The sequence below is a fragment of the Geobacillus sp. DSP4a genome (genome assembly GCF_013096875.1).
Lineage (GTDB): Bacteria > Bacillota > Bacilli > Bacillales > Anoxybacillaceae > Geobacillus > Geobacillus thermophilus.
The window spans coordinates 39865-65312 of record NZ_SDLD01000002.1 but is presented as its reverse complement, the minus strand read 5'-3'; the positions used below and the strand labels follow the sequence as shown (position 1 = coordinate 65312).

Here is a 25448-nt window from a genome sequence, read left to right as displayed (position 1 = left end):
TCTATATTAATATTCAATGGTAATGATTGGGGTTCCAACAACGACGCGCGTCTTGCCGCCCAATCTTTCCCTCAAGGCGAGTTGCAGGTTGATCGGCTGTTGCTTGGCGGCCGGGAGAACGTTCTTCCACTGCCCAGTATATGCAGACAGGGAAACGAATGACTCTTCCCGCAGCCACTCGACCGGTTTCGCTTGAAAGTCGCGCACCAGCCGAGAAGCCTGATCGAACAAACCACCTTTCATATTACCATTGAACTCGCCTTCAATACAAGCATAAAATGTAGGGTCGTTCACAAATAGGCCGTTCGTCTTCATTTGAATGCGGCGTGCTGCTTCTTTCCACCCAATCCGGCTCCATTTGGGGCCCGTTGCTTCATAGAGGATATACGTTTGCGGCGTACCGTTTGTGACGGTCATCACGAGCTGGATTTGTTCTTGGAAGAAGGCGTGCTCGTTTTTGCCGATCGCTTTTTGCCAATGTCCGCTTTTGGCAAACGACCAGTGAAACGAACGATATGTTTGTTTCAATTCCGCCATTTTTTTGAAAAAGTCCGCATCATTTTGAATATCGTGGGCATACTCTCTTGTGTAAATGACCCAGCGGCCAAGCGAAGCACCGTGTTGCGCCAGCGTGTGCGCCATCGTTTCCATCGGTTTTGACCATTCGTCCCCCTGCGCGCCTTCCGTCCGGTATTGCCAGGCGGCGAAAAACAGGCTGGCCAGCATGAGCGCCAACAGCCATTTCATCCGGTTTTTTCTCATCTTCGTTCCCTTCCTCTCCTTACTTGTTATTGTTGCCACCAGGACAGGGAACATACGTCCAAAAAATCGACAACCGGCGATTTTTGAAATCGTTTTCATGCATAAAAATAGAGTGGACGGATCGTCCACTCGGCCGAAAAAGACCCGGCCACCCATGCAGATCAATGGCGCCATATGGAAGATGCGTCGGCAGCGCGCGGCCGATCGCATAGCCTGTTGCGGCCAAAACGAGCGTGTCGGCGGCATGAAGCCTGCCCTGCCGCGGACGGGGCGCTGCTAGTCGCGAAACAAATACGGCAAATCGGTCGACCATGCCCAATAGTCGAGGAAAAAGTTCGCAACCGTTGAGCCGATCGCAATCGTCAATAAAATGTACAGCAGCCGCCCTTGGACGACGCGGTTCGGCTTCAGAAGCACTTCAAGCCGGACAGCTTGCAGCGTCCACCACGTCACCGCTAGAAACGCCAAATGAACGATAATCGAAATCAACGCTTGTTGGCCGATGACCGGCATCATCAAGTTTCACCTCTTTCTCAAGCATATGTGAAACGGCGCATACGAAGCATTTCCTCTTTTTCGGAACGCGGCGTGCAGCCAAAGCACTTCATGCGTTTCGAAAACAGATTAAGCGTCGCATGACAAGCTCTTCTCCCCCGAAACAGCACCGGCCGCACATCCAAGGTGCTCCTCGTCCCGAAACAAAGCCAGCGGGATGAGCATTCCCCTCTTTCTATGAAAATGCGCAGGCCTTGAAACTTTCATGCTAGGTGGAAAGCAAACATTGCTCGATGGAGCTTTCCTGCGCAAAGCACGCAGCGCATCCCCTCCTTTCCAAACGAAGCCGGCGGCGCAAAAAAGAGGAGAGGCATTCTCCCTCTCCCTTTATTCTACCGTTACGGCAAAAAATCGCCAAAATGCCCAAATTGGGCGAGCACATCGTAGGCAAGCCCCGGCATCCAGCCGATCACCAGCGTTCCGAGCGCGCATACGACGACAGCGGCCGACAGCCCGGCCGGCAGCCGGCCAAGCGGCGCGGTGAACGTCGGACGGAAAAAGAGTTGAACGAGCAAATTGAAGTAGTATACATACGAGATCACCGTCGTCACCGCCATCACCGCCGCGAGCACGTAATGGCCCGGCTCGGTGACGACAAGGCCGATGAACAAATAGAGCTTGGCGATAAAGCCGGCCGTCCCCGGAATGCCGGCGAGCGAGAGCAAGAACAGCCCGAGGGCTGCAGCGAGCAGCGGGCGATGGCGGTACAAGCCGGCAAGCCCATCGAAATCATCGGAGCCGGTCTGGTGCGCGATATGCGCAACGATGGCAAACGCCCCGATGTTCATAAACACATAAGCGAGCAAGTAAATCCAAAGCGAATCGATCATCGCCCACGACATCGCGGCAACCCCGGCGAGCAAGTAGCCGGCGTGGGCGATGCTTGAATAGGCGAGCAGCCGCTTTAGGCTCCGCTGCCGGAGCGCTACAACGTTGCCGACGATCATCGTCAATCCGGCCAAAACGGCGATCACCGGCTGCATCGACAACAAGAGCGACGACGGATCCCGGCCTTCTGCCGGCGCGGCGGCAAACATCGTCACAAACAGGCGGAGCAAAAGGATGAAGCCCGCCGCTTTCGACACGACGGCAAAAAACGCTGTCGCCGGAATCGGCGCCCCTTCATATACATCCGGCGCCCACATATGAAACGGAACGGTCGCCAGCTTAAACGAAACGCCGATCAACAAAAGGAGAAAGGCGAAACCGAGCACGTACGGCTCGTTCGTCTCTTGCAGCCGGCGCGCAATGTCGCCCAGGTTTGTCGTTCCAGTCAAACCGAACACATAGCTCATGCCAAACAGCATGATAGCGGTGGCGATGCCGCCGTTAATGACGTATTTGAGCGCCGCCTCGTTGGACGCCGTTGCCGTTTTGCGCAAACCGGCCAAAATGTAAGACGAGACCGTAAGCAGCTCGATGCTGACAAACAGTGTCAACAAATCGCCGCTTGAGGCCACCATCATCGCCCCAAGCAAGGCAAACAGCATCATGTAGGCAAATTCGCCGCGGTAGCGGCCGCCTTCTTTCGGCTCCCAATCGGCGACCAGCAGCAAGGCGAGCGCTCCTCCAGCCAGCAGGATGAGCTTGAATGCCTTGGCAAACCCATCGAGCCGGAACGTATCATGCAAAATCGAAACCGGATCGGCCGGAATCATCGCCGCCGTCGCCGCCAACGCAATGACAGCGGCAGCCGCCGCGCCCCAGGCGAGCGGGCGGCGGCTTCTTTCGCTCGGCATCGCCAAATCGATCAACAACAGCACAACCGCCGCCGCAAGGATGACCCATTCGGGCGCCATCATGCCCCAATTTGCCTGCCATACGTCGTTCATATCGATCAACCTCCTAATCCGTTCATCATCGTCTCAAGCGCGGCGGCGAGCGGCGCCGCCAACAGCTGCGGATAGACGCCAACCGCCACAATCAAGGCGACGAGGATGAACGCTGGCACGGCTTCTTTTGCGCGCAAGTCGGCAGCATCCCTTTGCGCTTCACGCAAACTGGGCGCCTGCGGCTCACGAGTGCGGCCGAACGTAATCTCAAGCACGGCCCGCAGCGAATAGACGGCGGCAAAAATCAGTCCGAGCGCCCCGGCGGCCGCCAACGCCGGCTTCGTGGCAAACAGCCCGAGAAAAGCGGTGAATTCGCCGACAAATCCGGCAAGGCCCGGCAAGCCGAGCAAGGCGAGCGCGGCGGTTAACAAGTACCCGGAAAAGACCGGCATCGCTTTCGTCAGCCCGCCAAGGCGGTTCAGTTCGGTCGCCCGCATCCGCTCCGTGAGAATGCCAACGAGCAAAAACGACAAGGCGGCGATCAGCCCGTGGGCGACCGATTGAAAGACCGCTCCTTGGATGCCGGCTTCATTGAGCGCCCCGAGTCCGACGAGCACCACGCCCATGTGCGACACGCTTGAATAGGCGAGCACATGTTTCAACTCGCTCTGCCGGAGCGCCAACAGCGCGCCGTACAATACGTTTATGACTCCCACCACCGCGATGGCGCCAGCAAACGTGCGAAACTCGTCCGGAAACAAGCCGATCCCGAAGCGGATCATCCCGTACGCCGCAATCTTCAACAGCACCCCGGCGTGAAGCATGACAACCGGCGGCGGCGCTTCGACGTGCACGCGAATGAGCCAGCGGTGAAGCGGAACGGCCGGCAGCTTGACGGCAAACGCCAACAACAGCCCGCCAAGCAGCCAATGCCGCCCCTCTTCGGTGAGCGGGGCGATCAGCTGCCCTTGAGCGACCGGGTTATGTAACATCTCACGGAGCAACGCGAAGTTTGCGGTCCCGGTGCGGGCGACAAGGACGGCGATCACAACAAGCAGCAGCGCCGAGCCGAGCCCGTTATACACCAAGTAGCCGTAGGCCGCCCGTTCGCGCTCAAACCCGCCCCATTTGCCGACGAGCAAAAACATGGCGACAAGCGTCACTTCGAGGAAGAGGAAAAACCAGATGAAATTGGCGGCGGCAAATACGCCGAGCATGCCGATCTCCAATGCGAGCAGCCACATAAAATATCCTTTTTTCTCCGCTTTGACCAACAAGGACGCGGCAGCCGCCAAAGTCGCCAACACGGCGGTCAAGACGAGAAACACAAGCGACAGCCCATCGATGCTGAGCTCATAGCGGATCACATACGCTGCATCCGTTAAAAACGGAAGGTTGGCAAGCCGCACCCAATCGTGCGCCTCATCGAGCTGCTCAAGGCGAAAGCCGCGCCCCGACTGGATGAAGGCAAACAGCGCCAAAAAGAGCGGCGGCACGGTGGCGGCGGTTCCGAGCCATTGAATCGTTTTCGTATCCGTTTTGCGGACAAACGCTAATAAAAGGATGCCTAACAGCGGTGAAAAGACAAGCAGCGATAAAAAGATCATAGCCAGTCTCCCCCTGTCAACGCGAAGATGACGACCAAAATCGCCAATCCGGCCACCGTCACCGCCCCATACGTCTGCGCCTGCCCGTTTTGCCCGCGCGACCCAGCCGAGGCGGCCGCGCCGACAATGCCGGCGGCAAGCCGGGCGAGCCCTTCAACAAGGAAGCGGTCGACATACGTCAACAGGCGGCTAACGAATGACACGAACGCCACAATCGTCCACCGGTATAGTTCATCGATGTAATAGCGATGGCGCAACAATTCATACGTGTGCGGAGCGCGCGCCGACAGCCAGTCGCGCGGCACTGCCCGCTTCCCATACATGAGCCAGGCAAGGAAAATCCCGGCGAGCGACACAATGGTCGCCACCACCGCGATCCATCCTGGCGCCGCTTCATGATGGTAGGATCCGTCCGTCAGCCACTCGCCGAGAAACGAACCGAACCACGGCGTTTGAATGTACCCAGAAGCGACCGACAGCACGCCGAGCACCGCCATCGGCCCGACCATGGACGCCGGCGCTTCATGTGCCTCGCCTTGATGACGCGCCGGCCCGGCAAAGACGAGGAAAAAGAGCCGGAACATATAAAACGACGTCAACAATGCGGCCGCAACCGCGAGCCAAAAGAGGAGGCGCGGCCCGTTCGTCCAGGCGGCGGCCAAAATTTCGTCCTTGCTGAAAAAGCCGGCAAACAGCGGAACGCCGCTGATCGACAGCGCCCCGACCAAAAAGAGCGGCGCGGTCCACGGCAGCCGCCGCCAAAGTCCGCCCATCTCTTCGATGTTTTGCGTATGGACGGCGTGAATGACGCTGCCGGCGGCCAAAAAGAGCAGCGCTTTAAAGAACGCATGCGTCGTCAAATGGAAGATGGCGGCGACATAACTGCCCGACCCGAGCGCGAGCATCATATAGCCGAGCTGGCTGACGGTCGAATAGGCGAGAACGCGCTTAATATCCGTCTGCACCAAGCCGATCGTCGCGGCAAAAATGGCCGTCACCCCGCCGATCGTCGCCACAGTCATCATGGCTGCATGGCTTGCCTCATACAGCGGAAACAATGCCGCCACAAGGTACACCCCGGCCGCCACCATCGTCGCAGCGTGGATGAGCGCCGACACCGGCGTCGGCCCTTCCATCGCATCCGGGAGCCACGTATGGAGCGGAAACTGCCCGGACTTGCCGATGGCGCCGATGAAAATCAAGATCGCCGCGAGCGTCGTCATCCCCGGCGACAGCGTCCCGTCGCCGACAGCGCGGAAAATGTCGTCGTAATCAAAGCTGTGCGTTTGCCAAAAGAGCAACATCATGCCGATGAAAAAGCCAACGTCGCCGATGCGCGTCATGATGAACGCTTTTTTCGCCGCCGCTTTTGCTTCTTCCTTATAGAAGTAAAAACCGATCAGCAAAAACGATCCAAGCCCGACGAGCTCCCAAAAGATGTACGCCTGCAGCAAATTCGGCGACAGCACAAGCCCAAGCATCGCAAACGTAAACAGCCCTAAGTACGCATAAAAGGTCGAAAACCGCTCGTCTCCCGCCATATACCCTTGCGAATACACATGGACGAGCCAGCTGACGAGTGCGACGACGACGAGCATCCAGGCGTTTAGGGCGGTGGCGGAAATCCCGACCGTCAACGTCACGCCGCCTATCGTCATCCATGTCCAGTTTGCCTCATACGTCGACCCGCCGAGGCGGTCCACAAGCACCGCAAGCGCCAAAAGCAGCGACAAGAACGCCGCGGCGATGCCGACATAGGCGCTCGCTTTCCCCCATTTCCGCCCAAACAACAGCAGCAAGACAAATGAACAAAGCGGGAAGAGCGGCACAACCCAAGCTAGGTTCATCATCGTTCCCCATCCCCTTTTCTAATGTTTCAATGAATTGGCTTCATCGACTTGAACCGTCTTCCGGTTGCGGTAAAAAGCGATGAGCGCCGCCAAGCCAACGGCTGCTTCCGCCGCCGCCACGGCGATCGCAAACAGCGCGAATACATGCCCGTGAACGCCGGGATGGGGGCCGTATTTGGCAAAAGCCACGAAATTGAGGTTGACCGCGTTTAACATCAGTTCAATACAAATGAGCACAATGACCGTATTTCGCTTCGTCAGCGCCCCATACAAGCCGATGCAAAACAAGATGAGCGCCAACGCCAAGTAAGCCGATAACGTCATTCGTCCCCCGCCTCCTTGCCGTCTTTTTTCGCCAGCACAATCGCCCCGACCAAGGCGACGAGCAAAATGACGGACACGATTTCAAACGGGACTGTGTAATACGAGTACAGCCATTTGCCGATCTCCCGTGCGTTGTCGCCGGCGAGTGCGCTGCCGTCGGCGCCGAAATCGAGGCGGCGGATGCCGAAGTAGACGGCAAGGCCAAAGGCGATAACCGAGATGGCGGCAACAGCCCGATGCCAGACGCCGCCGGTCGTTTGGCGCTCCGTGTCGTCGGCGTGATGGCGCGTCAACATGATGGCAAACAGCATGATGATCGTAATGGCTCCCGAATAAATCAACACTTGCACGACAGCGACGAACTCGGCCGACAGCAGCACATACAGCCCGGCAATGCCTACAAATGTCATGACGAGGGCGATGACCATATGGACGACGTTTGTCAGCTGGAGCATCGTCACCCCGCCGGCAATCGCCGCGAGGGCGAGCAGGAAAAAGGCGATGTCGGTTCCGCTCACGGCTTATTCTCCCTTCTTACGTTCGTATCGTTTTCATCCAGCCAGGCCAAATCTTTGTACAACGCATCGCGGCTGTATTCGGCGAGCTCGAAGTTGTTTGTCATGACGATCGCTTCCGTCGGACACACTTCAGTGCATAAGTCGCACAAAATGCAAATTTCGAAGTTAATATTGTACGTCTCAATCACTTTTCCTTTTTTCGTCGGATCCGGATGCTTCTTCCCAGTCAGCTGGATGCATTCGGTCGGGCAAATGTTCACGCATTGGTTGCAGACGATGCATTTTTCCGGATAAAATTTTTGAATGCCGCGAAACCGGTCCGGGAGCGGGAGCGGTTCGTGCGGGTAATCGTACGTCACTTTTTCACGCGTCAACTCTTTTAACGTATACGCCAATCCTTTCATTAATCCGATCATCGGTCTCCCCCTCTCATGGGAACATGGCGTTCCGGCATAACCGTCCCCTAAAGCGCAGGGCGGCCATGCGCATCAGCGCGGCTGCCTCCTTGCCTAAGCCGGGTTGGGCCTCGTCCGCTTTTCGATTTAGAAGGCCGGTGAAAAACGGCTGTTACGAGCAAATCAACGGCATTTCGCCAAAAAAGAAGACTGATTCCACAGTTTTTCTCTAATTGAGAAACAGGTGGAGCTAGCAGTATTTTGTACTAAATCACCAACCTCTTAGAAAAACCACGACTTGATCAGCGCCGTCAGCACCATGTTGACGAGCGAAAGCGGAAGCAACACTTTCCAGGCGAACTCCATCAGCTGGTCGGCGCGCACGCGCGGAAACGTCGCCCGAAACCAAATGAGGACGAAAACAACGGCACAAAATTTCAACGCAAACCAAACCGCTCCGGGAATCCAGCCGAGAAACGCGACCGGATGCCAGCCGCCGAGAAACAAAATCGTCACAAGCGCCGCCATGGCAAACATGTACACATACTCGGCAAGCATGAAAAACGCCCATCGGAATCCTGAATATTCAACATGAAACCCTGCGACAAGCTCGGACTCCGCCTCCGGCAAGTCAAACGGCGTCCGGTTCAATTCCGCCACCGCTGCCACAAAGAAAATCAAAAAGGCGAGCGGTTGGGCGAAAATGAACCATAGATCGTCTTGCGCTTTCACAATGTCCACTAAGTTCATGCTTCCGGCCAAAAGCACGACGCCAAGCGCTGACATGACGAGCGGAATTTCATACGAAATCATTTGCGCCGCCGCGCGCATGCCGCCAAGCAGAGCGTATTTGTTGTTCGACGCCCAGCCGCCGGCGACAACGCCGATGGTCGTCAAGCCGGAGACAGCGATATAATACAGAAGGCCGACGCCGATATCGGCGAACCGGAACGAATCGGTAAACGGCAATACCGCCAGCACCATAAACGACGGCGTAAAGGCGATGATCGGCGCCAACACGTACAGCGGACGGTCGGCTGCTTTCGGGATCGTATCCTCTTTCAAAAGCAGCTTCAACACATCGGCAACGGTTTGCAACAGTCCGAAGCGGCCGCCGACCTGGTTCGGGCCGATGCGTCCTTGCATAAACCCCATCACTTTCCGCTCGGCCAAAATGCCGTATGTGACAAACCCGAGCACGACCGCCAACAGCAGCGCCCCAAGCCCGAAAAACAGGGCGATGTTCGACCAACTTGGCGTCGATTCAAGCCATTGCTCCATCATCCATCGACCTCCCCGAGCACAATGTCAATCGACCCGAGAATGGCAATGACATTGGCCAAGTTTTGCCCTTTGAGCAACTTCGGAAGTATTTGCAGATTGTAAAACGACGGACGCCGGAATTTGAGGCGGTACGGCTCCTTTTTGCCGTCGCTCGCAATATAGCAGCCGATCTCGCCGCGCGGCGCCTCAATGCGGACGAACGTCTCGCCCGGCGGCGCTTTGATGATGCGGGGCACTTTTCCCATGATCGGCCCCTCAGGCGGAAATTGCTCGCACGCCTGCTCGATGATGCGAAGCGACTGCTCAATTTCCGCCATCCGGCATTCATAGCGGGCAAGGCAGTCGCCGCCCTCGCGCACCGGCACATCAAACTCAAAGCGGTCATAGATTGAATACGGTTCATCTTTGCGCAAATCCCATTTGACGCCGGTCGACCGCAAGTTGACGCCGCTGAGCGAATAGCTGATCGCCTCTTCTTTCGTATACCGCCCGACGCCTGTTACGCGCTCGCGGAAAATTTCATTGCCGGTGACGAGGTCGTGGTAGCCGGCCAATTTCTCCCGCATGTACGGGACAAACTGCTTCACTTTGTCGATCCAGCCGTCCGGCGCGTCCCATTTAACGCCGCCGATGCGCATGTAGTTGAAGGTCAGCCGCGCCCCGGACAGCTCATTTAATAGATTAATAATCATTTCGCGTTCGCGGAATGCATACAAAAACGGGCTTGTCGCACCAAGATCGAGCAAATACGTCCCCCACCAAACGAGGTGGCTGGCGATCCGCCCGAGCTCCATCGCAAGAACGCGCAAATACTCGGCCCGCTCCGGCACTTCAATGCCCATCATCGTTTCGACCGCATGGCAAAGCACATAGTTGTTCGTCATCGCCGACAAGTAGTCCATCCGGTCGGTGTACGGGATGATTTGCGTGTATTGCAGCCCTTCGGCGATTTTTTCCGTCCCTCGATGCAAGTAGCCGATGACCGGCGTCGCCTCTTGAATGATCTCGCCGTCAATTTTTAAAATGAGGCGGAACACCCCGTGCGTGCTCGGATGCTGAGGGCCGACGTTTAAAATCATTTCTTCTGTGCGCAGCATCATCTACACCTCCGCATCATACGGCTCATAATCTTTGCGCAGCGGATGTCCGACCCATTGTTCGCCGAGGAAGATTCGAATCAAGTTCGGGTGTCCGCGGAAACGGATGCCAAGCAAATCGTACGCCTCGCACTCCGGCCAGTTCGCCCCCGGCCAAAGCGGGACGAGCGAATCGACTTCCGGGTTGTCGCGCTCGATTTTGACTTTCAACGCCACCGGCTGTCGGTTCGGATAGGAATACAAATGGACGTACACTTCCATGTGCGTCTGAAAATCGGTTCCGTGCAGCTCGGACAAGTAGTCAAACCGGAGCTGTTCATTGTATTTTAAAAACTCGGCTACTTTGTAGTACGCCTCTTTGGGAACAACAAGCGTCGGCACGTCTTTCGCCAGCCGGTTGATATACGCGTCTTCGAGCACATCCGGCCCGAGATGTTCCTCAATGATCCGGACATATTTTTGCAGCAGCGGATCGTTCGGCGATGAAGCAGATGGCTTCGCCGCCCCGCCATCCTCCCCAGCGGCTGCGGCCTTCGCCCGGGCAGCCGCGGCCGCTTTTTGTTTCGCCCCCTCATCGCCAGCGCCGCCTTGTTGCTTCGCCAAGGCTGCCGCCCGCGCTTTTACCGCGGCCGCAGCTTTCGCTTTCGCCGCGGCGGCCGCTTTTTGCTTGGCTAGCTCGTCATCGTCGCCCGACGCTTCAGCGGCTTTTTGTTTGGCTAATGCAGCAGCTCTCGCCTTCGCGGCCGCAGCTGCCTTTTTCTTCGCCAACTCAAGATCATCCTCCGCACCGCTTTCCGCCGCCTCGCGCTGACGACGCAGTTCGGCCGCCTTCGCCCGCGCTTCTTCCGCCGCTTTCTTCTTCGCCGCCTCAAGGTCGTCCCCGGCCCCCGCTCCCGACGCCGCCGCCTCGCGCTGACGACGCAGTTCGGCCGCCTTCGCCCGCGCTTCTTCCGCCGCTTTCTTCTTCGCCGCCTCAAGGTCGTCCCCGGCCCCCGCTCCCGACGCCGCCTCGCGCTGACGACGCAGTTCGGCCGCTTTCGCCCGTGCTTCTTCCGCCGCTTTCTTCTTCGCCGCCTCAAGGTCGTCCCCGGCCCCCGCTCCCGCCGCCGCCTCGCGCTGACGACGCAGTTCGGCCGCTTTCGCCCGCGCTTCTTCCGCTGCTCGTTTTTTCGCTGCTGCGAGATCTTCAGCTGATGCCGGCTGCGCTGCATCCGTCTCTTTGTTTGCCGGTTGGGTGGACAAATCCGAAGGCGCTTTCACACCGTCGTCAGGGACGCTGTCGGATGACTTGGCTTGTTCAGCTGCTTGCCTGGCGGCGAGCCGTTCGCGCGCCAACTGCTTCGCCCGTTCCGCCGCTTCTCTTTTTCGCTGGGCCAAATCTTTTTCCTCATCCATCGGTTACAACACCTTCTTCCCTGTTTTGGCTTCAAGGCGAATTTTTTCTTTTAATTTATGAATGCCGTAAATGAGCGCCGCAGGGTTTGGCGGACAGCCAGGTATGTACACGTCAACTGGGACGATTTGGTCAACCCCTTTGACGACGCTGTATGATTTCACATACGGCCCGCCGGCTGTTGCACACGAACCCATGGCGATCACCCATTTCGGCTCCGGCATTTGCTCGTACAACCGGCGCAAGAGCGGCGCCATTTTTTTCGTCACCGTTCCCGAGACGATCATGACGTCTGATTGCCGCGGCGAGGCGCGGAAAAACGAGCCAAACCGGTCGAGATCGTAATGGGCGCCGCCGACCGCCATCATCTCAATCGCGCAACAGGCAAGGCCGAACGTCAGCGGCCAGAGCGAATTGCTGCGCGCCCACCCTTTTAACTGCTCGAGCGTCGTCAAAAAAACGTTGCGCTTCACTTCTTCCATTTCCGCTTGCGAGAAGCCATCCCATTTTACATCCATCGTAACACCTTCTTTTTCCAAGCGTAGATCAAACCAATGGCAAGCAAGAAGATGAAGATCACCATTTCAATCAAGGCAAACAGGCCGAGCTGGTCGTAAACAACCGCCCAAGGATATAAAAACACCGTCTCGACGTCAAAAATCACAAATAGCAAGGCAAATAAATAATAGCGGACTTGAAACTGGATGCGCGAGTCGTGAAAGGGTATGTTACCGCTTTCATAGGTCGTTGCCTTCGCCTCGTCCGGCACATGCGGCCGCAACAAGCGTCCAACCGCAAGCGCCCCGATCGGCAGCAACACCCCGAGGCAAAGGAAGACGAAAATAATCAAATAACTGTTCGCATAGACGTTGCTCAACACGCTCGCCCCCCTTCCGGTTTACTACATACGTATGTTGTTAATGATGAAATTTTTCAATAATTCATTCGATTTCATTATAACATTTATATCCAGCCGTGTCAGCAAAACTTCAAGTTAACACTGTCAACACTGTATCCATTCATGTAAGCGCTTCATCTTTGTTGAAACGACGGAATGCGAGGAACGAAAAAAGAGAGAGCGTTTGCCTCTCTCCTTGACGGACGATTCTTCCGTTTTCATCAAAAAAAGCAGGGGAAAAACTCCCCTGCTTTTTACTTCATTTCCGCAACACTCAAACGGTTCATGGCGCGTTTTAACGCCAGTTCGGCCCGCTTGAAGTCGATGTCATCCTGCTGGCTTTGCAGGCGGCGCTCCGCCCGCTCTTTCGCCGCTTTGGCGCGGAGGACATCGATGTCTTCCGCCCGTTCGGCGGCCTGAGCCAAAATCGTCACGTTGTCCGGTCGGACTTCGATAAAGCCGCCGCTGACCGCCACGTAGTCGGTTTTGCCGTCTTTTTTCAAACGGGCGGCGCTGATCTCGAGCGGGGCGACAAGCGGGATATGCCCCGGCAAAATGCCGAGTTCGCCGCTTTTCGCCTTGACGCTCACCATCTCAACATCGCCTTCGTACACCGGGCCATCAGGAGTGACGACGCTCACGTGGATCGTTTTCATTGTCCAATCCCCCTATCCCGGGTCACACTTCGACACCCATCGCTTTCGCTTTTTCTACCACTTCTTCAATGCGGCCGACTAAGCGGAACGCATCTTCCGGAAGATGGTCGTATTTGCCTTCCAAAATTTCTTTAAAGCCGCGCACTGTTTCTTTCACCGGCACATACGAACCCGGTTGGCCCGTGAATTGCTCCGCCACGTGGAAGTTTTGCGACAAGAAGAACTGGATGCGGCGGGCGCGGTGGACGACGAGTTTGTCTTCATCCGACAGTTCATCCATCCCCAAGATGGCGATGATGTCTTGCAATTCTTTATAACGTTGCAGCGTTTGTTGCACTTTGCGGGCGACTTGGTAGTGCTCCTCGCCGACGATTTCCGGCGCCAACGCACGCGAGGTCGAAGCGAGCGGGTCAACGGCCGGATAAATCCCCATCTCCGCGAGCTTCCGCTCCAGGTTCGTCGTCGCATCCAAGTGCGAGAACGTCGTGGCCGGAGCCGGGTCCGTATAGTCGTCGGCCGGGACGTAAATCGCTTGAATCGAGGTGATCGATCCTTTCGCCGTCGACGTGATCCGCTCTTGCAATTGACCCATCTCCGTCGCCAATGTCGGTTGGTAACCAACGGCCGACGGCATGCGGCCTAACAGCGCCGACACTTCCGAACCGGCCTGCGTGAAACGGAAGATGTTATCGATAAAGAGCAACACGTCTTGGCCTTGTTCATCACGGAAGTATTCGGCCATCGTCAAGCCGGTCAAGGCGACGCGCATCCGCGCCCCCGGCGGCTCGTTCATTTGTCCGAACACCATGGCCGTTTTGCTGATAACGCCGGAGTCTTTCATTTCATGGTACAAGTCGTTTCCTTCACGCGTCCGTTCGCCGACGCCAGCAAAGACGGAAATCCCACCGTGCTCTTGGGCGATGTTGTGGATCAGCTCTTGAATCAAGACCGTTTTCCCTACGCCGGCGCCGCCGAACAAACCGATTTTTCCGCCTTTAATGTACGGGGCGAGCAAGTCAACGACTTTAATCCCGGTTTCCAAAATTTCGACTTCGGTCGCCAATTCCTCGAATTTTGGCGCCGGACGGTGAATCGGGTCGCGGCGGGCGTCAGCCGGAATGTCGCCTTCGAGGTCGATCGGTTCGCCCAAGACGTTAAATACGCGGCCGAGCGTCACTTCGCCGACCGGCACCGAAATCGGTGCACCGGTATCGATGACTTCCATGCCGCGGATGAGGCCGTCTGTGGACGCCATTGCGATCGTCCGTACTGTATCATCGCCAAGGTGCAAGGCGACTTCCAATGTCAAGTCGATGTCGACTTCGTTTTCGTTGCGCGCTTTATGTTGAATTTTCAGGGCGTTGTAGATCGCCGGCAAGTGGCCGTTCTCAAACTTGACGTCTACAACCGGACCCATGACTTGGATAACGCGTCCTCTTGTCATCGTTTTCCCTCCTAACTTGCTAGTCCGCTATTGCAAGGCGTTTGCTCCGGCGACAATTTCCGTAATTTCTTGCGTAATCGCCGCTTGGCGAGCGCGGTTGTAGGAAAGCGTCAATGTGCGAATGAGCTCGTTCGCATTGTCCGTTGCGTTCTTCATCGCCGTCATGCGGGCGGCGTGTTCGCTTGCTTTTGCATCGAGCAATGCGCCGTAAATGAGGCTTTCCGCATACTGCGGCAATAAGACGTCCAAAATTTCTTCTTGCGACGGTTCAAATTCGTACACCGTGCGCTGCTTATTCTCCGCCAAGTCAGTGAGCGGCAGAAGCTTCCGTTCCGTCACCTCTTGCTGGATCGCGCTCACGTAATGGTTGTAATACATATACAGCTCGTCAAACGTACCGTCGGCGAATAACCCAACCGTTTTGCGGGCGATTTCTTTAATATCGGCAAACGACGGCTGGTCCGGCAAGCGGGTGATGTCGAGAATGACCGGCATGTTCCGCTTGCGGAAAAAGCTCAACCCGATGCGGCCGATGACGATGATCGCATATTCATCCGGAGAAGCATGGCGCTTTTGGATCGTTTGGTACACGAGGCGCAGCACGTTGCTGTTGTACGCGCCAGCCAGACCGCGATCCGACGTGATCACGAGATACCCGGTCTTTTTCACCGGGCGCGAAACGAGCATCGGATGCGAAGCCCCCCCGGCGCCAAGCGCCACATTAGCCACGACTTCTTGAATTTTCTCCATGTACGGAACGAACGATTTCGCGTTTTGCTCCGCGCGGTTCAGCTTCGACGTCGAGACCATTTCCATCGCTTTTGTAATTTGGCTTGTCTTCTTCGTCGCATTGATGCGCGTTTTAATATCGCGTAACGATGCCAAAGGTTTCACCACCTTTTTGCTGCACGGGTTCTAACAGGCGTGAGGGGGCGATATGCCCCCGCCGGCCTTATTGTGAAACGACAAACGTTTTCTTGAACGCTTCGATCGCTTGATTGAGATCGTCTTCGTTCGGAAGATCTTTCGTCGTGCGGATGTGCTCAAGCAAGTGTTGGCCGTTTTGGTCGAGCCACAAGTAAAACTCTTTCTCGAAACGGCGCACATCTTCAACCGGAATGTCGTCCAAAAAGCCGCGCGTCAATGCATAGATGATCAACACTTGTTTTTCGACCGGAATCGGCTGATGCAAATCTTGCTTCAGCACTTCGACCGTGCGCGCCCCGCGGGCGAGCTTCGCTTGCGTCGCCTTGTCGAGGTCGGAGCCGAATTGGGCGAACGCCTCCAGCTCACGGTAAGCGGCCAAGTCCAAACGGAGCGTCCCGGCTACTTTTTTCATCGCTTTGATTTGCGCTGCCCCACCGACGCGCGAAACGGACAACCCTGCGTTGATCGCTGGGCGGACGCCGGAGAAGAACAAGTCCGATTGCAAGAAAATTTGCCCGTCCGTAATCGAGATGACGTTCGTCGGAATGTACGCGGAAATATCGCCCGCTTGCGTTTCGACGAACGGAAGCGCGGTCAAGGAACCGCCGCCTTTGGCATCGCTCAATTTCGCTGCGCGCTCAAGCAGGCGGGAGTGCAAGTAGAAAATATCCCCCGGATACGCTTCACGGCCCGGCGGACGGCGAAGCAAGAGCGACAATTCACGGTATGCCGCGGCTTGTTTCGATAAATCGTCATAGACCACTAACACGTGTTGGCCTTTATACATGAAATACTCGCCCATCGCCACACCGGCATACGGCGCCAAGAACAAAAGCGGAGCCGGCTGCGACGCCGAAGCGGTGACGACGATCGTATAGTCGAGCGCGCCGTGTTTGCGGAGCGTTTCGACAACGGTGCGGACCGTCGATTCTTTTTGCCCGATGGCGACATAAATACAAATCATGTTTTGGTCTTTTTGGTTGATGATCGTGTCAATGGCGACGGACGTTTTCCCCGTTTGCCGGTCGCCGATGATGAGCTCGCGCTGGCCGCGGCCGATCGGCACGAGCGCGTCGATCGCTTTAATCCCGGTTTGCAGCGGCTCATGCACCGATCTCCGGTCCATAACGCCCGGCGCCGGGCTCTCGATCGGGCGCGTTTCGGTCGTTTCCACCGGGCCTAAGCCATCGACAGGCTGGCCGAGCGGGTTGACAACGCGGCCGATGAGCGCCTCCCCGACCGGCACTTCCATGATCCGGCCTGTGCGGCGCACTTCGTCTCCTTCTTTGATGCCGGTATACGGCCCTAAAATAACAATCCCGACGTTGTTTTCTTCCAAGTTGAGCGCCATGCCCATCACGCCGTTGGCAAATTCAACAAGCTCGCCGGACATGACGTTATCAAGCCCATGAGCGCGCGCGATCCCGTCGCCGATTTGGATGACGGTGCCGACATCGCTCACTTGGATTTGCGATTCGTAGTTTTCAATCTGCTGCTTAATGAGCGCGCTGATTTCTTCCGCTCTAATGCTCATGCCTTTCACCCCTGTCTCCAAATGTTAACCAATGAGCTGCCGCTGAATCCGTTCAAGCTGCCCGCTGACGCTGCCGTCATAAATGCGGTTGCCGATGCGCAGCTTCACGCCGCCAATCAGTTCCGGGTCGACGATATTTTCAATGTGGAGCGTTGCTTTGCCAACCTTTTTGGCAAACACGTCAGAAAGCGCCTGCAGTTCTTCGTCCGTCAACGGGCGCGCCGAATAGGCGATCGCTTCAGCGATGCCGCGCGCATCGTTGGCAAGGGCGATAAACTGGTCGGCCAGTTCAGGCACAAGGCCGAAGCGATGGCGCTCAAGAAGAAGCAAAAGCGTGTTTTGCACCGGAGCAGAAACGCCGGCGAACACTTCACGAACAAGCGCTTTTTTCTTTTCTAAAGAAAGATTCGGGTTGGAAAGAAGCGATAAAAACTCGCCGTTTTCCGCCAACGCTTGGCGTACGGCGCGGACGTCTTCCTCGATCCGGTCAAGCTGCTGTTGTTCGAGCGCGATTTGGAACAAAGCGGATGCATACCGTTTGGCGATCACTTCTTGGTTCATCGCGCTCCTCCTGCCTCTTGAACGTCTTTGATGTACGCTTCGATCAGCTTGCGTTGATCTTGCTCGGTCAGCTCTTTTTCAATCACTTTTGAGGCGATCAAGACAGACAACGACGCCACTTGTTCGCGGAGCGCGGCCATTGCCTGTTCTTTTTCGCGCTCGATTTCTTGTTTCGCCGTTTCTTTTACCCGTTCCGCTTCCGCACGGGCCGAGGCGACGATTTGTTCTTTCTGCTCTTCGGCAAGCTTGCGCGCATTTTCGATGAGCGCTTGCGCTTCTTGACGCGATTGCTTCATCAGTTCACGCTGCTCTTCAAGCAGTTTTTCCGCTTCTTGGCGGCGTTTTTCCGCTTGGTCGATTTCGTTCGCGATATGCTCCTCGCGCTGTTTCATGACGCCCATAAGCGGTCCCCATGCAAACTTGCGGAGCAAAATCATCAGCAAAATGAAAGCGACAAGCTGAAAAATGATGTCCCCGCTATTGACCGCCCCAGCAGTTGCGCCGAGCGCCCATGTTTGTCCTGGTGCCAACATGTTTCGTTCACTCCTTTCGGCCTTATCTCCTGACCGGACATTCCTTTCGCGCAGCTATGCATTAGGTGAATATACAAAAACTGATACATATACATAAAGCAATGGCGAAGGTTTCCAACTAATCTTCGCCATTTATTTTTTAATCTTCCATGTTGTGGAAGGCGCTTGTTAACATTCCGTTAACAAGCGCTCCTCATCCGTTATTGTCCTTGCACCATAAACGCGATAACCACCGCGATGATCGGAATCGCCTCAACAAGCGCAACCCCGATAAACATTGTCGTTTGCAACATGCCGCGAGCTTCCGGCTGGCGTGCAATTCCTTCAACTGTACGAGAAACGATTAAACCGTTGCCGATACCCGCGCCGAGCGCGGCAAGACCAATAGCGATTGCTGCAGCTAATACACCCATCTGTGAAATCCTCCTTATTGATCAAAAGTTGATATTTAAAAAAAATATTATCATTAATGGTCATGGCTGACTTTATGCGCCATATAAACCATTGTCAACATTGTAAAAATAAACGCTTGAATAGCCCCGACGAAAATACTGAACGCCTGCCATACCATCGTCGGAATGATCGCGGCGATCGTTCCGCCAACACCTGTAGCCAAGCCGCCGACAAGCAATGCAAGCAAAATTTCGCCGGCAAAAATGTTTCCATAAAGACGAAGACCGAGCGTCAATGTGTTGGCAAACTCTTCAATGATTTTAAGAGGAAACATAAACCACATTGGGCTCGTAAAACCTTTTAAATACTCGGAAACGCCGCGCAACTTAATGCCATAATAGTGGGAAAGGGCTACAACCATCATGGCCAGCGCCAATGTAATGGCCGGGTCAGCCGTCGGTGATTTCCACCATAGTTCATCATGGACAACGACAGAAAATGGAAGACCTAACATATTAGCGACAAATACATACATGATCAACGTTAAGCCAAGTAAATGGAAGCGTCCCCCTGTCTCCCAGTCCATGTTGCTTTTGATAATTCCTTTCACAAAATCGACAACCCACTCCAAAAAGTTTTGCAAGCCTGTTGGTTTCATGGAAAGGTTGCGCGTCGCCGCAATGGCGATAACCAGCACGATGACACAGGTGATGGTCACCATTAATACGTTGGCCAAGTTAAATGTAAGGCCAAACAGTTCGTAAAGCGGCGCCTTATGATCCACCAATACTCACCTCGCTTTCTACACAGCTGATTAGTCATTATGTAAAAAATGATTTGCTACCAATAGGATATATGGGGTGGCCAAGCCGATGACGACCGGCATAACGGACAAATGTTGGGGATACCGGGACACAAACAGCGCAACGGCGGCAGCCAGCGCAAATCGAATCATGGTCCCAAGCGAAGGAGGGCGCCGTCCCTCGGCCATCGCTTCTCCTGCTTTTATGACACGCCGGGCCAGCAAGCGAATGCTGTACAGCCCTGTTGCTGTTCCAATGAGCAAACTAAAAAACCACGCTTCATAACTGGTCAATATCCATCCTACCGCATAACCCACCATTAGCACCGACGATTGCTTTTGTATTCGTTTTATGATCCTATCAATCATTGCTTCTTATTCCCCAAAAAAACGCCGAATTGTTTTCAGCGTGGCGAACACTCCCGCTGCTAAGCCGAGCAACAAACCAATAACAAGGAAAAGCGGTTCACTGTCCAATTGTCGGTCAACCCATCTGCCGCCAAATAAACCAACTAATGTACAGCCGACTAGCTGTGATGTGATCGCTGACATCAAGCCGATGGCCCGAAAAGGATGACGGTTATTTTTTTTCATAATGGTTACCATACCTCGCCCGTTTAGACCAGAGATCATTTCCGACAGTGAAAACCTTATCAATCTACCCCTTGTAAGCATACAATACCGCTTGGTCAATGTCAATGTGTTCCCACATAAAACATCATTCACACAGAGCAAATATTAATAATTTGTGACAATTTCTCATTTTCTTTTCACAAAAATGGTGTATAATGATATATTTTTGTCTTTGGACACTTCCCTGCCTACAGCAACCGACTCACTCTGGACGCGTCCCTGTTTCGATGTCGAAAGAGGGGCCCCGTTTGGACGCGGCCCCCTCTTTCGACCGTACAGGCAACGGCCTGCTTCGGGTTATTTCGTGCCAAACAACCGGTCGCCGGCGTCGCCAAGGCCGGGGACGATATAGCCGTGGTCGTTCAGCCGCTCATCAAGGGCAGCGATGTAAATGTCCACATCCGGGTGCGCGGTTTCCACCGCTTTAACCCCTTCCGGCGCGGCGATGAGGCACATGAACTTAATGCTTTTTGCCCCTCGCTTTTTCAGCGCTTCGATCGCCGCCACCGCCGAGCCGCCGGTCGCGAGCATCGGGTCGACGATGATGAAGTCGCGCTCCTCGACATCGCTCGGCAGTTTGACGTAGTATTCGACCGGCTTTAACGTTTCCGGATCGCGATACAAGCCGATATGGCCGACTTTCGCCGCCGGGATGAGCTTCAAGATGCCGTCGACCATGCCGATGCCGGCGCGCAAAATCGGGATGACGCCGAGCTTTTTGCCGGCAATCACTTTCGCTTTCGCTTTGCTGACGGGGGTTTCGATCTCGACTTCCTCAAGCGGCAGATCGCGCGTAATTTCAAACGCCATCAACGTCGCCACTTCATCAACCAGCTCGCGAAACTCTTTCGTGCCGGTGTGCTTGTCGCGAATATACGTCAATTTATGCTGGATGAGCGGATGGTCAAACACATACACTTTTCCCATAAGTCATCTCCTCTTCCGTATGTATGCGGTACACTTCTATACATTCTACTGGAAAACGAGCGCCTGTTCAACTGGCGAACGAATGAAAAAAGCATACCGCCAGGCTGATGCGGCGGTATGCTTTCATTTGCCCCATTTTTAGTCTTGGTAGAGCGGGAATTTTTCCGTTAAAGCCGCGACGCGTCGGCGCGCTTCTTCAAGCGCCTGTTCATTGTCCGTGTTTTTCAGCACAAGACCAATAATGGCGGCGATTTCGTCCATTTCTTCGAGGCCGAAGCCGCGCGTCGTCACCGCAGCCGTGCCGATGCGGATGCCGCTCGTGACAAACGGGCTTTCCGGATCGTACGGAATGGTGTTTTTATTCACTGTAATGCCAACTTCATCCAACACTTTTTCCGCCGTTTTTCCGGTCAGCTGCTGCGGGCGCAAATCGACAAGCAATAAATGGTTGTCCGTGCCGCCGGATACGAGGGTGAACCCTTCGTTTTGCAGGGCGGAGGCAAGCCGTTTGGCGTTATCGACAACGCGCTTCGCGTACGCTTTAAAGTCGTCCTGCAACGCTTCGCCGAACGCCACCGCCTTGGCGGCAATGACATGCATCAGCGGCCCGCCTTGAATGCCAGGGAAGATCGATTTATCGATTTGTTTCGCAAACTGTTCTTGGCATAAAATCATCCCGCCGCGCGGGCCGCGCAACGTTTTATGCGTCGTCGTCGTGACGAAATGGGCGTACGGCACCGGGTTCGGATGGAGACCTGCCGCAACAAGACCGGCAATATGGGCCATGTCGACCATTAAATAGGCGCCGACTTCATCGGCGATTTCCCGGAATTTGGCGAAATCGATAATGCGCGGATAGGCGCTCGCGCCGGCGACGATCAGCTTCGGCCGATGAAGGCGCGCTTTCTCGCGCACGTCGTCATAATCGATGACATGGGTTTCCGGGTCGACGCCGTATGCGACAAAGTTGTATTGCACACCGCTGAAGTTGACTGGACTGCCGTGCGTCAAATGGCCGCCGTGCGACAAATTCATGCCAAGCACCGTGTCGCCGGGTTTCAGGACGGTGAAATAGACGGCCATGTTCGCCTGCGCCCCCGAATGCGGCTGGACGTTCGCATGCTCCGCCCCGAACAATTGCTTCGCCCGCTCGCGCGCCAACTCTTCGACGATGTCGACGTACTCGCAGCCGCCATAATAGCGGCGGCCCGGATAGCCTTCCGCGTATTTGTTCGTCAGCACCGATCCTTGCGCTTCCATCACCGCGCGGCTGACAAAGTTTTCCGAGGCGATGAGCTCAATCTTGGCATGCTGCCGTTTCCGCTCTTGCTCAATGGCCGCAAACACTTGCGGATCTTGTTGTGGCAAGTAGTTCATCAATAGCTCCCCCTTATGCGAAATCAGTGAATATTCGTTTTTATTTTATCAGCTTCAGCTAGGCAAGTTCAAAGGAAAAATGAATGAAATTGTTAGAAAGAACAGAAATTGTTCGGGTTTTCTAACGTATAGACGGCGCGGGCGCCACCGATCAGCTTTGGCCGCGTCTTCGCCAGCGTGACGTACGCATGGCCGACATGTTTCACCGAAACACGCACTGGGACGGCGACCGGTTTTAGATGCATGCCGATCAACGTATGCCCGATATCGATGCCGGCATCGGCGCGGACCGCTTCGACAACAACGGGATCTTCCAGCTGCCGGTAGGCATACGCGGCCATCGCTCCGCCCGCTTGCGGCACTGGGATGACGGACACGATCTCGAGGCCATGGACACGCGCCGTTTCCCGTTCGACGACGAGCGCCCGATTCAAATGTTCGCAACATTGAAAGGCGAGCTCGATCCCCGTTTCGCGCCGCCATGCATCAAGTTCAGCAAACAACATGGCTGCCACATCCGTCGACCCGGCGGTGCCGATTCGTTCACCGAGCACTTCGCTCGTGCTGCAGCCGACCACCACGATCTGGCCGCTGCCAAGCGGCGCCTGCCGGCGAAATTCGCGCAAAATCGTTTGCCATTGCTGCTGCCATTCGGTCAATCGTGCGTCCATGTTCCCCCTCCTTCTCTTCGGGCGCGCTGCAAACGCCCGCTCATTCCGCCCAAACAGCCAAGCCTCGACCGTTTCTTAGCGTCCGTTTTCATACTCGGCGATTTTGCCGATCCGCCGCGCGTGGCGGCCGCCTTCAAATTCCGTTTCGAGCCACGCTTTGGCAATTTCGCGTGCCAATCCCGGCCCGATGACGCGCTCGCCCATCGCGAGGATGTTGCTGTCGTTATGCATGCGCGTCAGTTTGGCGCTGTAGACGTCATGGCAAAGAGCGCAGCGCACTCCTTTTACCTTATTGGCGGCGATCGTCATGCCGATGCCGGTGCCGCAAATCAAAATGCCGCGGTCAAATTCGCCGCGCGCCACTTTTTCCGCGACAGGGAGCGCGTAATCCGGATAATCGACCGATGTTTCGCAATCGCAGCCGAAATCGGTGTACTCGATTCCCATTTCATCCAACAGTGCTTTAATTTCCTCACGAATGCGAACTCCACCATGGTCAGAAGCAATCGCAACTTTCATCACGTTCGGACGAGGAACCCTAGGCTTCGCCGTGATAGCGAAAGCCAGGGAGGAATCGCCCTTCCTCCTTTCGATAAATCATATTTGCCTGTGCATCAACGGGTGCGAAACCGGGCGACAGCCGCCTGCAATTGTTCGGCCTGTTCCACCAACTCGCCAGCCAGTTTATGCACATCGTTGATCGATGCAGCCTGCTCCTCGGTCGCCGCCGCCACTTCGAGCGCGCCGGCGGACGTCTGCTCAGCAATCGCCGCCACTTCTTGCGTTTGCGCCGCGGCCCGCTCCATATGCCCCATTTGACGCTTCGCCAGCTCAGCGATGTCATGGACGGCGCGGATCACTTCATCAGCTGAGGCCGCCATGGCCGCAATGGCCTCATTCGTGCGCTCCCCTTTCGCCGCCTCAGCGTTGGCAGCAGCCACCTGCTTGTCCATTTGCGCCACCACACGGGCGACTTCATTTTGAATGTTGCCGACCAGTTCCGCGATTTTCTTGACCGCCTTGGCGCTCTCATCCGCCAGCTTGCGCACTTCCTCGGCGACAACGGCAAACCCCCGGCCGTGCTCGCCGGCGCGGGCTGCCTCAATGGAAGCATTGAGCGCAAGCAAGTTCGTCTGTTCGGCGATGTCCGCGACAAGCAACGTAATGTTGCCGATTTGATTGGCGTGTGCTTCGAGCTGCTTGACAGCCGCCCGCGACCGTTCTTGATCGTCAGCCAGCTGATCGATGCCGCTAATGAGCGAATCGGTGATATCGCGGCTTGCCTTCAACGTTTCGGCCATCCCATATACCGACTGTTCCGCTCGCTCGGCTGTTTCTTTGACTTGCACGGCGATAGCAAGCACATCCTCGGCCGCCGCAGCCGCTTCTTGGATCGCCTCGGCCGAAGACGCCGCCCCTTTGGAAATGTCGTCAATCGTCGCTGCAATATCGCGTGCACGGCTTGACGCTGTTTCGGACGCCTGCCTCATTTCCGCTGTCTTTTCCGTCGTGCGCGCTGCGCTCTCTTCCACATTGGCGACGACGGCGCGCAAATGGCCGAGCATCCGGTTGAACGCGACAGCCAGCGAGCGGATTTCATCATGGGAAGAGGGCAGCGGAACATCCTCATCGATATGCCCTTCTGTCGCCTTTGCCGCCGCTTCCTCGAGCCGTTGCAGCGGCCTTGTAATCCAGCCAGCGGCCAAATAGGCAAGCACTCCGGACCAAAAGATGCCAAGGAGCAGCACGATCATCGTGAACACGCTTTTGTTCCATGAGGCGAACCACTGATCATACAAAACGTACAAGAAAAAGGCGCTCGTTGAATACGTGATCAGCGCCAACGCTGTCGTAAAAACGATGAGCTTCAGGCGCAAACTGAACTTACGACTTGTCCCCCCCATTTGTGTTCCCCCTCACTTCTTTACCTCATTGTTCTGTTTGCAACTTTTCCGCCAAGCGGTCAATGAGCGTCTCCAGCTCATCGCGCGCCGCCCGATACGCCTCGACCGGCCCGCCGAACGGATCGGCGATGTCGCCGTCTGTTCCCGAGACGAACTGCTTCAACGTAAACGTTTTGTCCTTCGCTTCTGGGAAACGCTCGACGATCATGTCTTTATGGCCGGATGTCATCGCCAGCACGTGCGTCGCCCAGTCGATATGCTCTTTTTTCAGCTGCGAGGAGCGGTGGGCCGCTTCGATTCCTTTTTCCTTCAACACCGTCTTGGCGTGAACCGACGCCTCGCTCCCTTCCGCCGCAAACACGCCGGCCGATTTCACCTCGACGCCTGGCAGCTGCTTATTCTCCAGCAGCGCAGCGGCCATCGGGCTCCGGCATGTATTGCCCGTGCAAACGAACAAAATGCGATATGGCATACAACCACCTCTTCATATCAATGACTTACCATCAATATACCATAGGGAAAAGAGCAAAAAAAGCTCTTCAACGCAACACGTACTTGACAAGCAATGCGGTTTTCTGCGCAAGGATCGGCAAAAAGTGCTGATTTTTCCTTACAAGCGTAAATAGGGTAT

Annotated in this window: 29 protein-coding genes; all 29 read right to left on the bottom strand. The window is 55.7% G+C overall.

Annotation, left to right across the window (positions count from 1 at the left end; translation table 11 throughout):
• Positions 1-6: 6 nt before the first annotated feature.
• The gene (locus ETC02_RS01705) at positions 7-762 is read right to left on the bottom strand and encodes a YwmB family TATA-box binding protein (protein ID WP_033011772.1); all 756 of its coding nucleotides are present in this window, start codon (positions 760-762) and stop codon (positions 7-9) included.
• Positions 763-1038: 276 nt separating this feature from the next.
• Positions 1039-1278, bottom strand: a complete 240-nt coding sequence (locus ETC02_RS01700; protein ID WP_063330495.1) for a DUF1146 family protein — start codon at positions 1276-1278, stop codon at positions 1039-1041.
• 377 nt (positions 1279-1655) lie between these two features.
• On the bottom strand, positions 1656-3149 hold the full coding sequence (nuoN, locus tag ETC02_RS01695) for an NADH-quinone oxidoreductase subunit NuoN (protein ID WP_171697985.1): 1494 nt from the start codon (positions 3147-3149) through the stop codon (positions 1656-1658).
• Between the two features lie 5 nt (positions 3150-3154).
• A complete protein-coding gene (locus tag ETC02_RS01690; RefSeq protein WP_171697984.1) occupies positions 3155-4696 on the bottom strand; it encodes an NADH-quinone oxidoreductase subunit M in 1542 nt (513 codons plus the stop codon).
• Positions 4693-6546: an NADH-quinone oxidoreductase subunit L gene (gene nuoL / locus ETC02_RS01685; protein ID WP_171697983.1), complete on the bottom strand. Its 1854-nt coding sequence runs from the start codon at positions 6544-6546 to the stop codon at positions 4693-4695. Before nuoL ends, ETC02_RS01690 begins: the two co-directional genes overlap by 4 nt.
• Before the next feature lie 18 nt (positions 6547-6564).
• Positions 6565-6870: an NADH-quinone oxidoreductase subunit NuoK gene (gene nuoK / locus ETC02_RS01680; RefSeq protein ID WP_033011766.1), complete on the bottom strand. Its 306-nt coding sequence runs from the start codon at positions 6868-6870 to the stop codon at positions 6565-6567.
• Positions 6867-7388: an NADH-quinone oxidoreductase subunit J gene (locus tag ETC02_RS01675; protein ID WP_050367973.1), complete on the bottom strand. Its 522-nt coding sequence runs from the start codon at positions 7386-7388 to the stop codon at positions 6867-6869. The genes nuoK and ETC02_RS01675 overlap by 4 nt, the downstream gene beginning before the upstream one ends.
• Entirely contained in the window at positions 7385-7804 is a 420-nt protein-coding gene (gene nuoI / locus ETC02_RS01670) for an NADH-quinone oxidoreductase subunit NuoI (RefSeq protein WP_025949605.1), read from the bottom strand. Before nuoI ends, ETC02_RS01675 begins: the two co-directional genes overlap by 4 nt.
• A 261-nt stretch (positions 7805-8065) precedes the next feature.
• Complete coding sequence (gene nuoH, locus ETC02_RS01665; RefSeq protein WP_050367975.1) at positions 8066-9067, bottom strand: NADH-quinone oxidoreductase subunit NuoH; 1002 nt, start codon at positions 9065-9067, stop codon at positions 8066-8068.
• The gene (locus ETC02_RS01660; RefSeq protein WP_033011809.1) at positions 9064-10164 is read right to left on the bottom strand and encodes an NADH-quinone oxidoreductase subunit D; all 1101 of its coding nucleotides are present in this window, start codon (positions 10162-10164) and stop codon (positions 9064-9066) included. Before ETC02_RS01660 ends, nuoH begins: the two co-directional genes overlap by 4 nt.
• Positions 10165-10167: 3 nt before the next feature.
• Entirely contained in the window at positions 10168-11559 is a 1392-nt protein-coding gene (locus ETC02_RS01655; protein ID WP_171697982.1) for an NADH-quinone oxidoreductase subunit C, read from the bottom strand.
• Positions 11560-11562: 3 nt separating this feature from the next.
• Entirely contained in the window at positions 11563-12075 is a 513-nt protein-coding gene (locus ETC02_RS01650) for a NuoB/complex I 20 kDa subunit family protein (RefSeq protein WP_050367976.1), read from the bottom strand.
• Positions 12066-12434, bottom strand: a complete 369-nt coding sequence (locus ETC02_RS01645) for an NADH-quinone oxidoreductase subunit A (RefSeq protein WP_033010835.1) — start codon at positions 12432-12434, stop codon at positions 12066-12068. Before ETC02_RS01645 ends, ETC02_RS01650 begins: the two co-directional genes overlap by 10 nt.
• A gap of 275 nt (positions 12435-12709) precedes the next feature.
• Positions 12710-13111, bottom strand: a complete 402-nt coding sequence (locus tag ETC02_RS01640) for a F0F1 ATP synthase subunit epsilon (RefSeq protein WP_063210980.1) — start codon at positions 13109-13111, stop codon at positions 12710-12712.
• 22 nt (positions 13112-13133) lie between these two features.
• A complete protein-coding gene (gene atpD, locus ETC02_RS01635) occupies positions 13134-14555 on the bottom strand; it encodes a F0F1 ATP synthase subunit beta (RefSeq protein ID WP_011232825.1) in 1422 nt (473 codons plus the stop codon).
• 27 nt (positions 14556-14582) lie between these two features.
• Positions 14583-15440: an ATP synthase F1 subunit gamma gene (gene atpG, locus ETC02_RS01630; protein ID WP_171697981.1), complete on the bottom strand. Its 858-nt coding sequence runs from the start codon at positions 15438-15440 to the stop codon at positions 14583-14585.
• Positions 15441-15507: 67 nt separating this feature from the next.
• Positions 15508-17016 carry a F0F1 ATP synthase subunit alpha gene (atpA, locus tag ETC02_RS01625; RefSeq protein ID WP_044745368.1) on the bottom strand — a complete coding sequence of 503 codons (1509 nt, stop codon included), beginning with the start codon at positions 17014-17016 and terminating at the stop codon, positions 15508-15510.
• 24 nt (positions 17017-17040) lie between these two features.
• The gene (locus ETC02_RS01620; RefSeq protein ID WP_044745369.1) at positions 17041-17577 is read right to left on the bottom strand and encodes a F0F1 ATP synthase subunit delta; all 537 of its coding nucleotides are present in this window, start codon (positions 17575-17577) and stop codon (positions 17041-17043) included.
• A complete protein-coding gene (gene atpF / locus ETC02_RS01615) occupies positions 17574-18110 on the bottom strand; it encodes a F0F1 ATP synthase subunit B (RefSeq protein WP_050367977.1) in 537 nt (178 codons plus the stop codon). The genes ETC02_RS01620 and atpF overlap by 4 nt, the downstream gene beginning before the upstream one ends.
• Before the next feature lie 200 nt (positions 18111-18310).
• Complete coding sequence (gene atpE, locus ETC02_RS01610; RefSeq protein WP_033010834.1) at positions 18311-18523, bottom strand: F0F1 ATP synthase subunit C; 213 nt, start codon at positions 18521-18523, stop codon at positions 18311-18313.
• Between the two features lie 53 nt (positions 18524-18576).
• Positions 18577-19287, bottom strand: coding sequence for a F0F1 ATP synthase subunit A (atpB, locus tag ETC02_RS01605; protein ID WP_033027747.1), 711 nt, complete (start codon positions 19285-19287; stop codon positions 18577-18579).
• A 30-nt stretch (positions 19288-19317) separates the two neighbouring features.
• Positions 19318-19674, bottom strand: coding sequence for an ATP synthase subunit I (locus ETC02_RS01600; RefSeq protein ID WP_033008385.1), 357 nt, complete (start codon positions 19672-19674; stop codon positions 19318-19320).
• Between the two features lie 6 nt (positions 19675-19680).
• The gene (locus tag ETC02_RS01595; protein WP_033008425.1) at positions 19681-19899 is read right to left on the bottom strand and encodes an AtpZ/AtpI family protein; all 219 of its coding nucleotides are present in this window, start codon (positions 19897-19899) and stop codon (positions 19681-19683) included.
• A gap of 336 nt (positions 19900-20235) precedes the next feature.
• Positions 20236-20865: a uracil phosphoribosyltransferase gene (gene upp / locus ETC02_RS01590; RefSeq protein ID WP_033008386.1), complete on the bottom strand. Its 630-nt coding sequence runs from the start codon at positions 20863-20865 to the stop codon at positions 20236-20238.
• A gap of 138 nt (positions 20866-21003) precedes the next feature.
• Positions 21004-22242, bottom strand: coding sequence for a serine hydroxymethyltransferase (gene glyA, locus ETC02_RS01585; protein WP_033008387.1), 1239 nt, complete (start codon positions 22240-22242; stop codon positions 21004-21006).
• 92 nt (positions 22243-22334) lie between these two features.
• Positions 22335-22913: a TIGR01440 family protein gene (locus tag ETC02_RS01580; protein ID WP_171697980.1), complete on the bottom strand. Its 579-nt coding sequence runs from the start codon at positions 22911-22913 to the stop codon at positions 22335-22337.
• Between the two features lie 75 nt (positions 22914-22988).
• Positions 22989-23432: a ribose 5-phosphate isomerase B gene (gene rpiB / locus ETC02_RS01575; RefSeq protein ID WP_033008391.1), complete on the bottom strand. Its 444-nt coding sequence runs from the start codon at positions 23430-23432 to the stop codon at positions 22989-22991.
• A gap of 95 nt (positions 23433-23527) precedes the next feature.
• Positions 23528-24817 carry a methyl-accepting chemotaxis protein gene (locus ETC02_RS01570; protein ID WP_033008393.1) on the bottom strand — a complete coding sequence of 430 codons (1290 nt, stop codon included), beginning with the start codon at positions 24815-24817 and terminating at the stop codon, positions 23528-23530.
• A 25-nt stretch (positions 24818-24842) separates the two neighbouring features.
• Positions 24843-25289 (bottom strand): low molecular weight protein arginine phosphatase, encoded by a 447-nt coding sequence (locus tag ETC02_RS01565; protein WP_061580740.1) that lies wholly within the window; start codon positions 25287-25289, stop codon positions 24843-24845.
• Positions 25290-25448 lie beyond the last annotated feature (159 nt).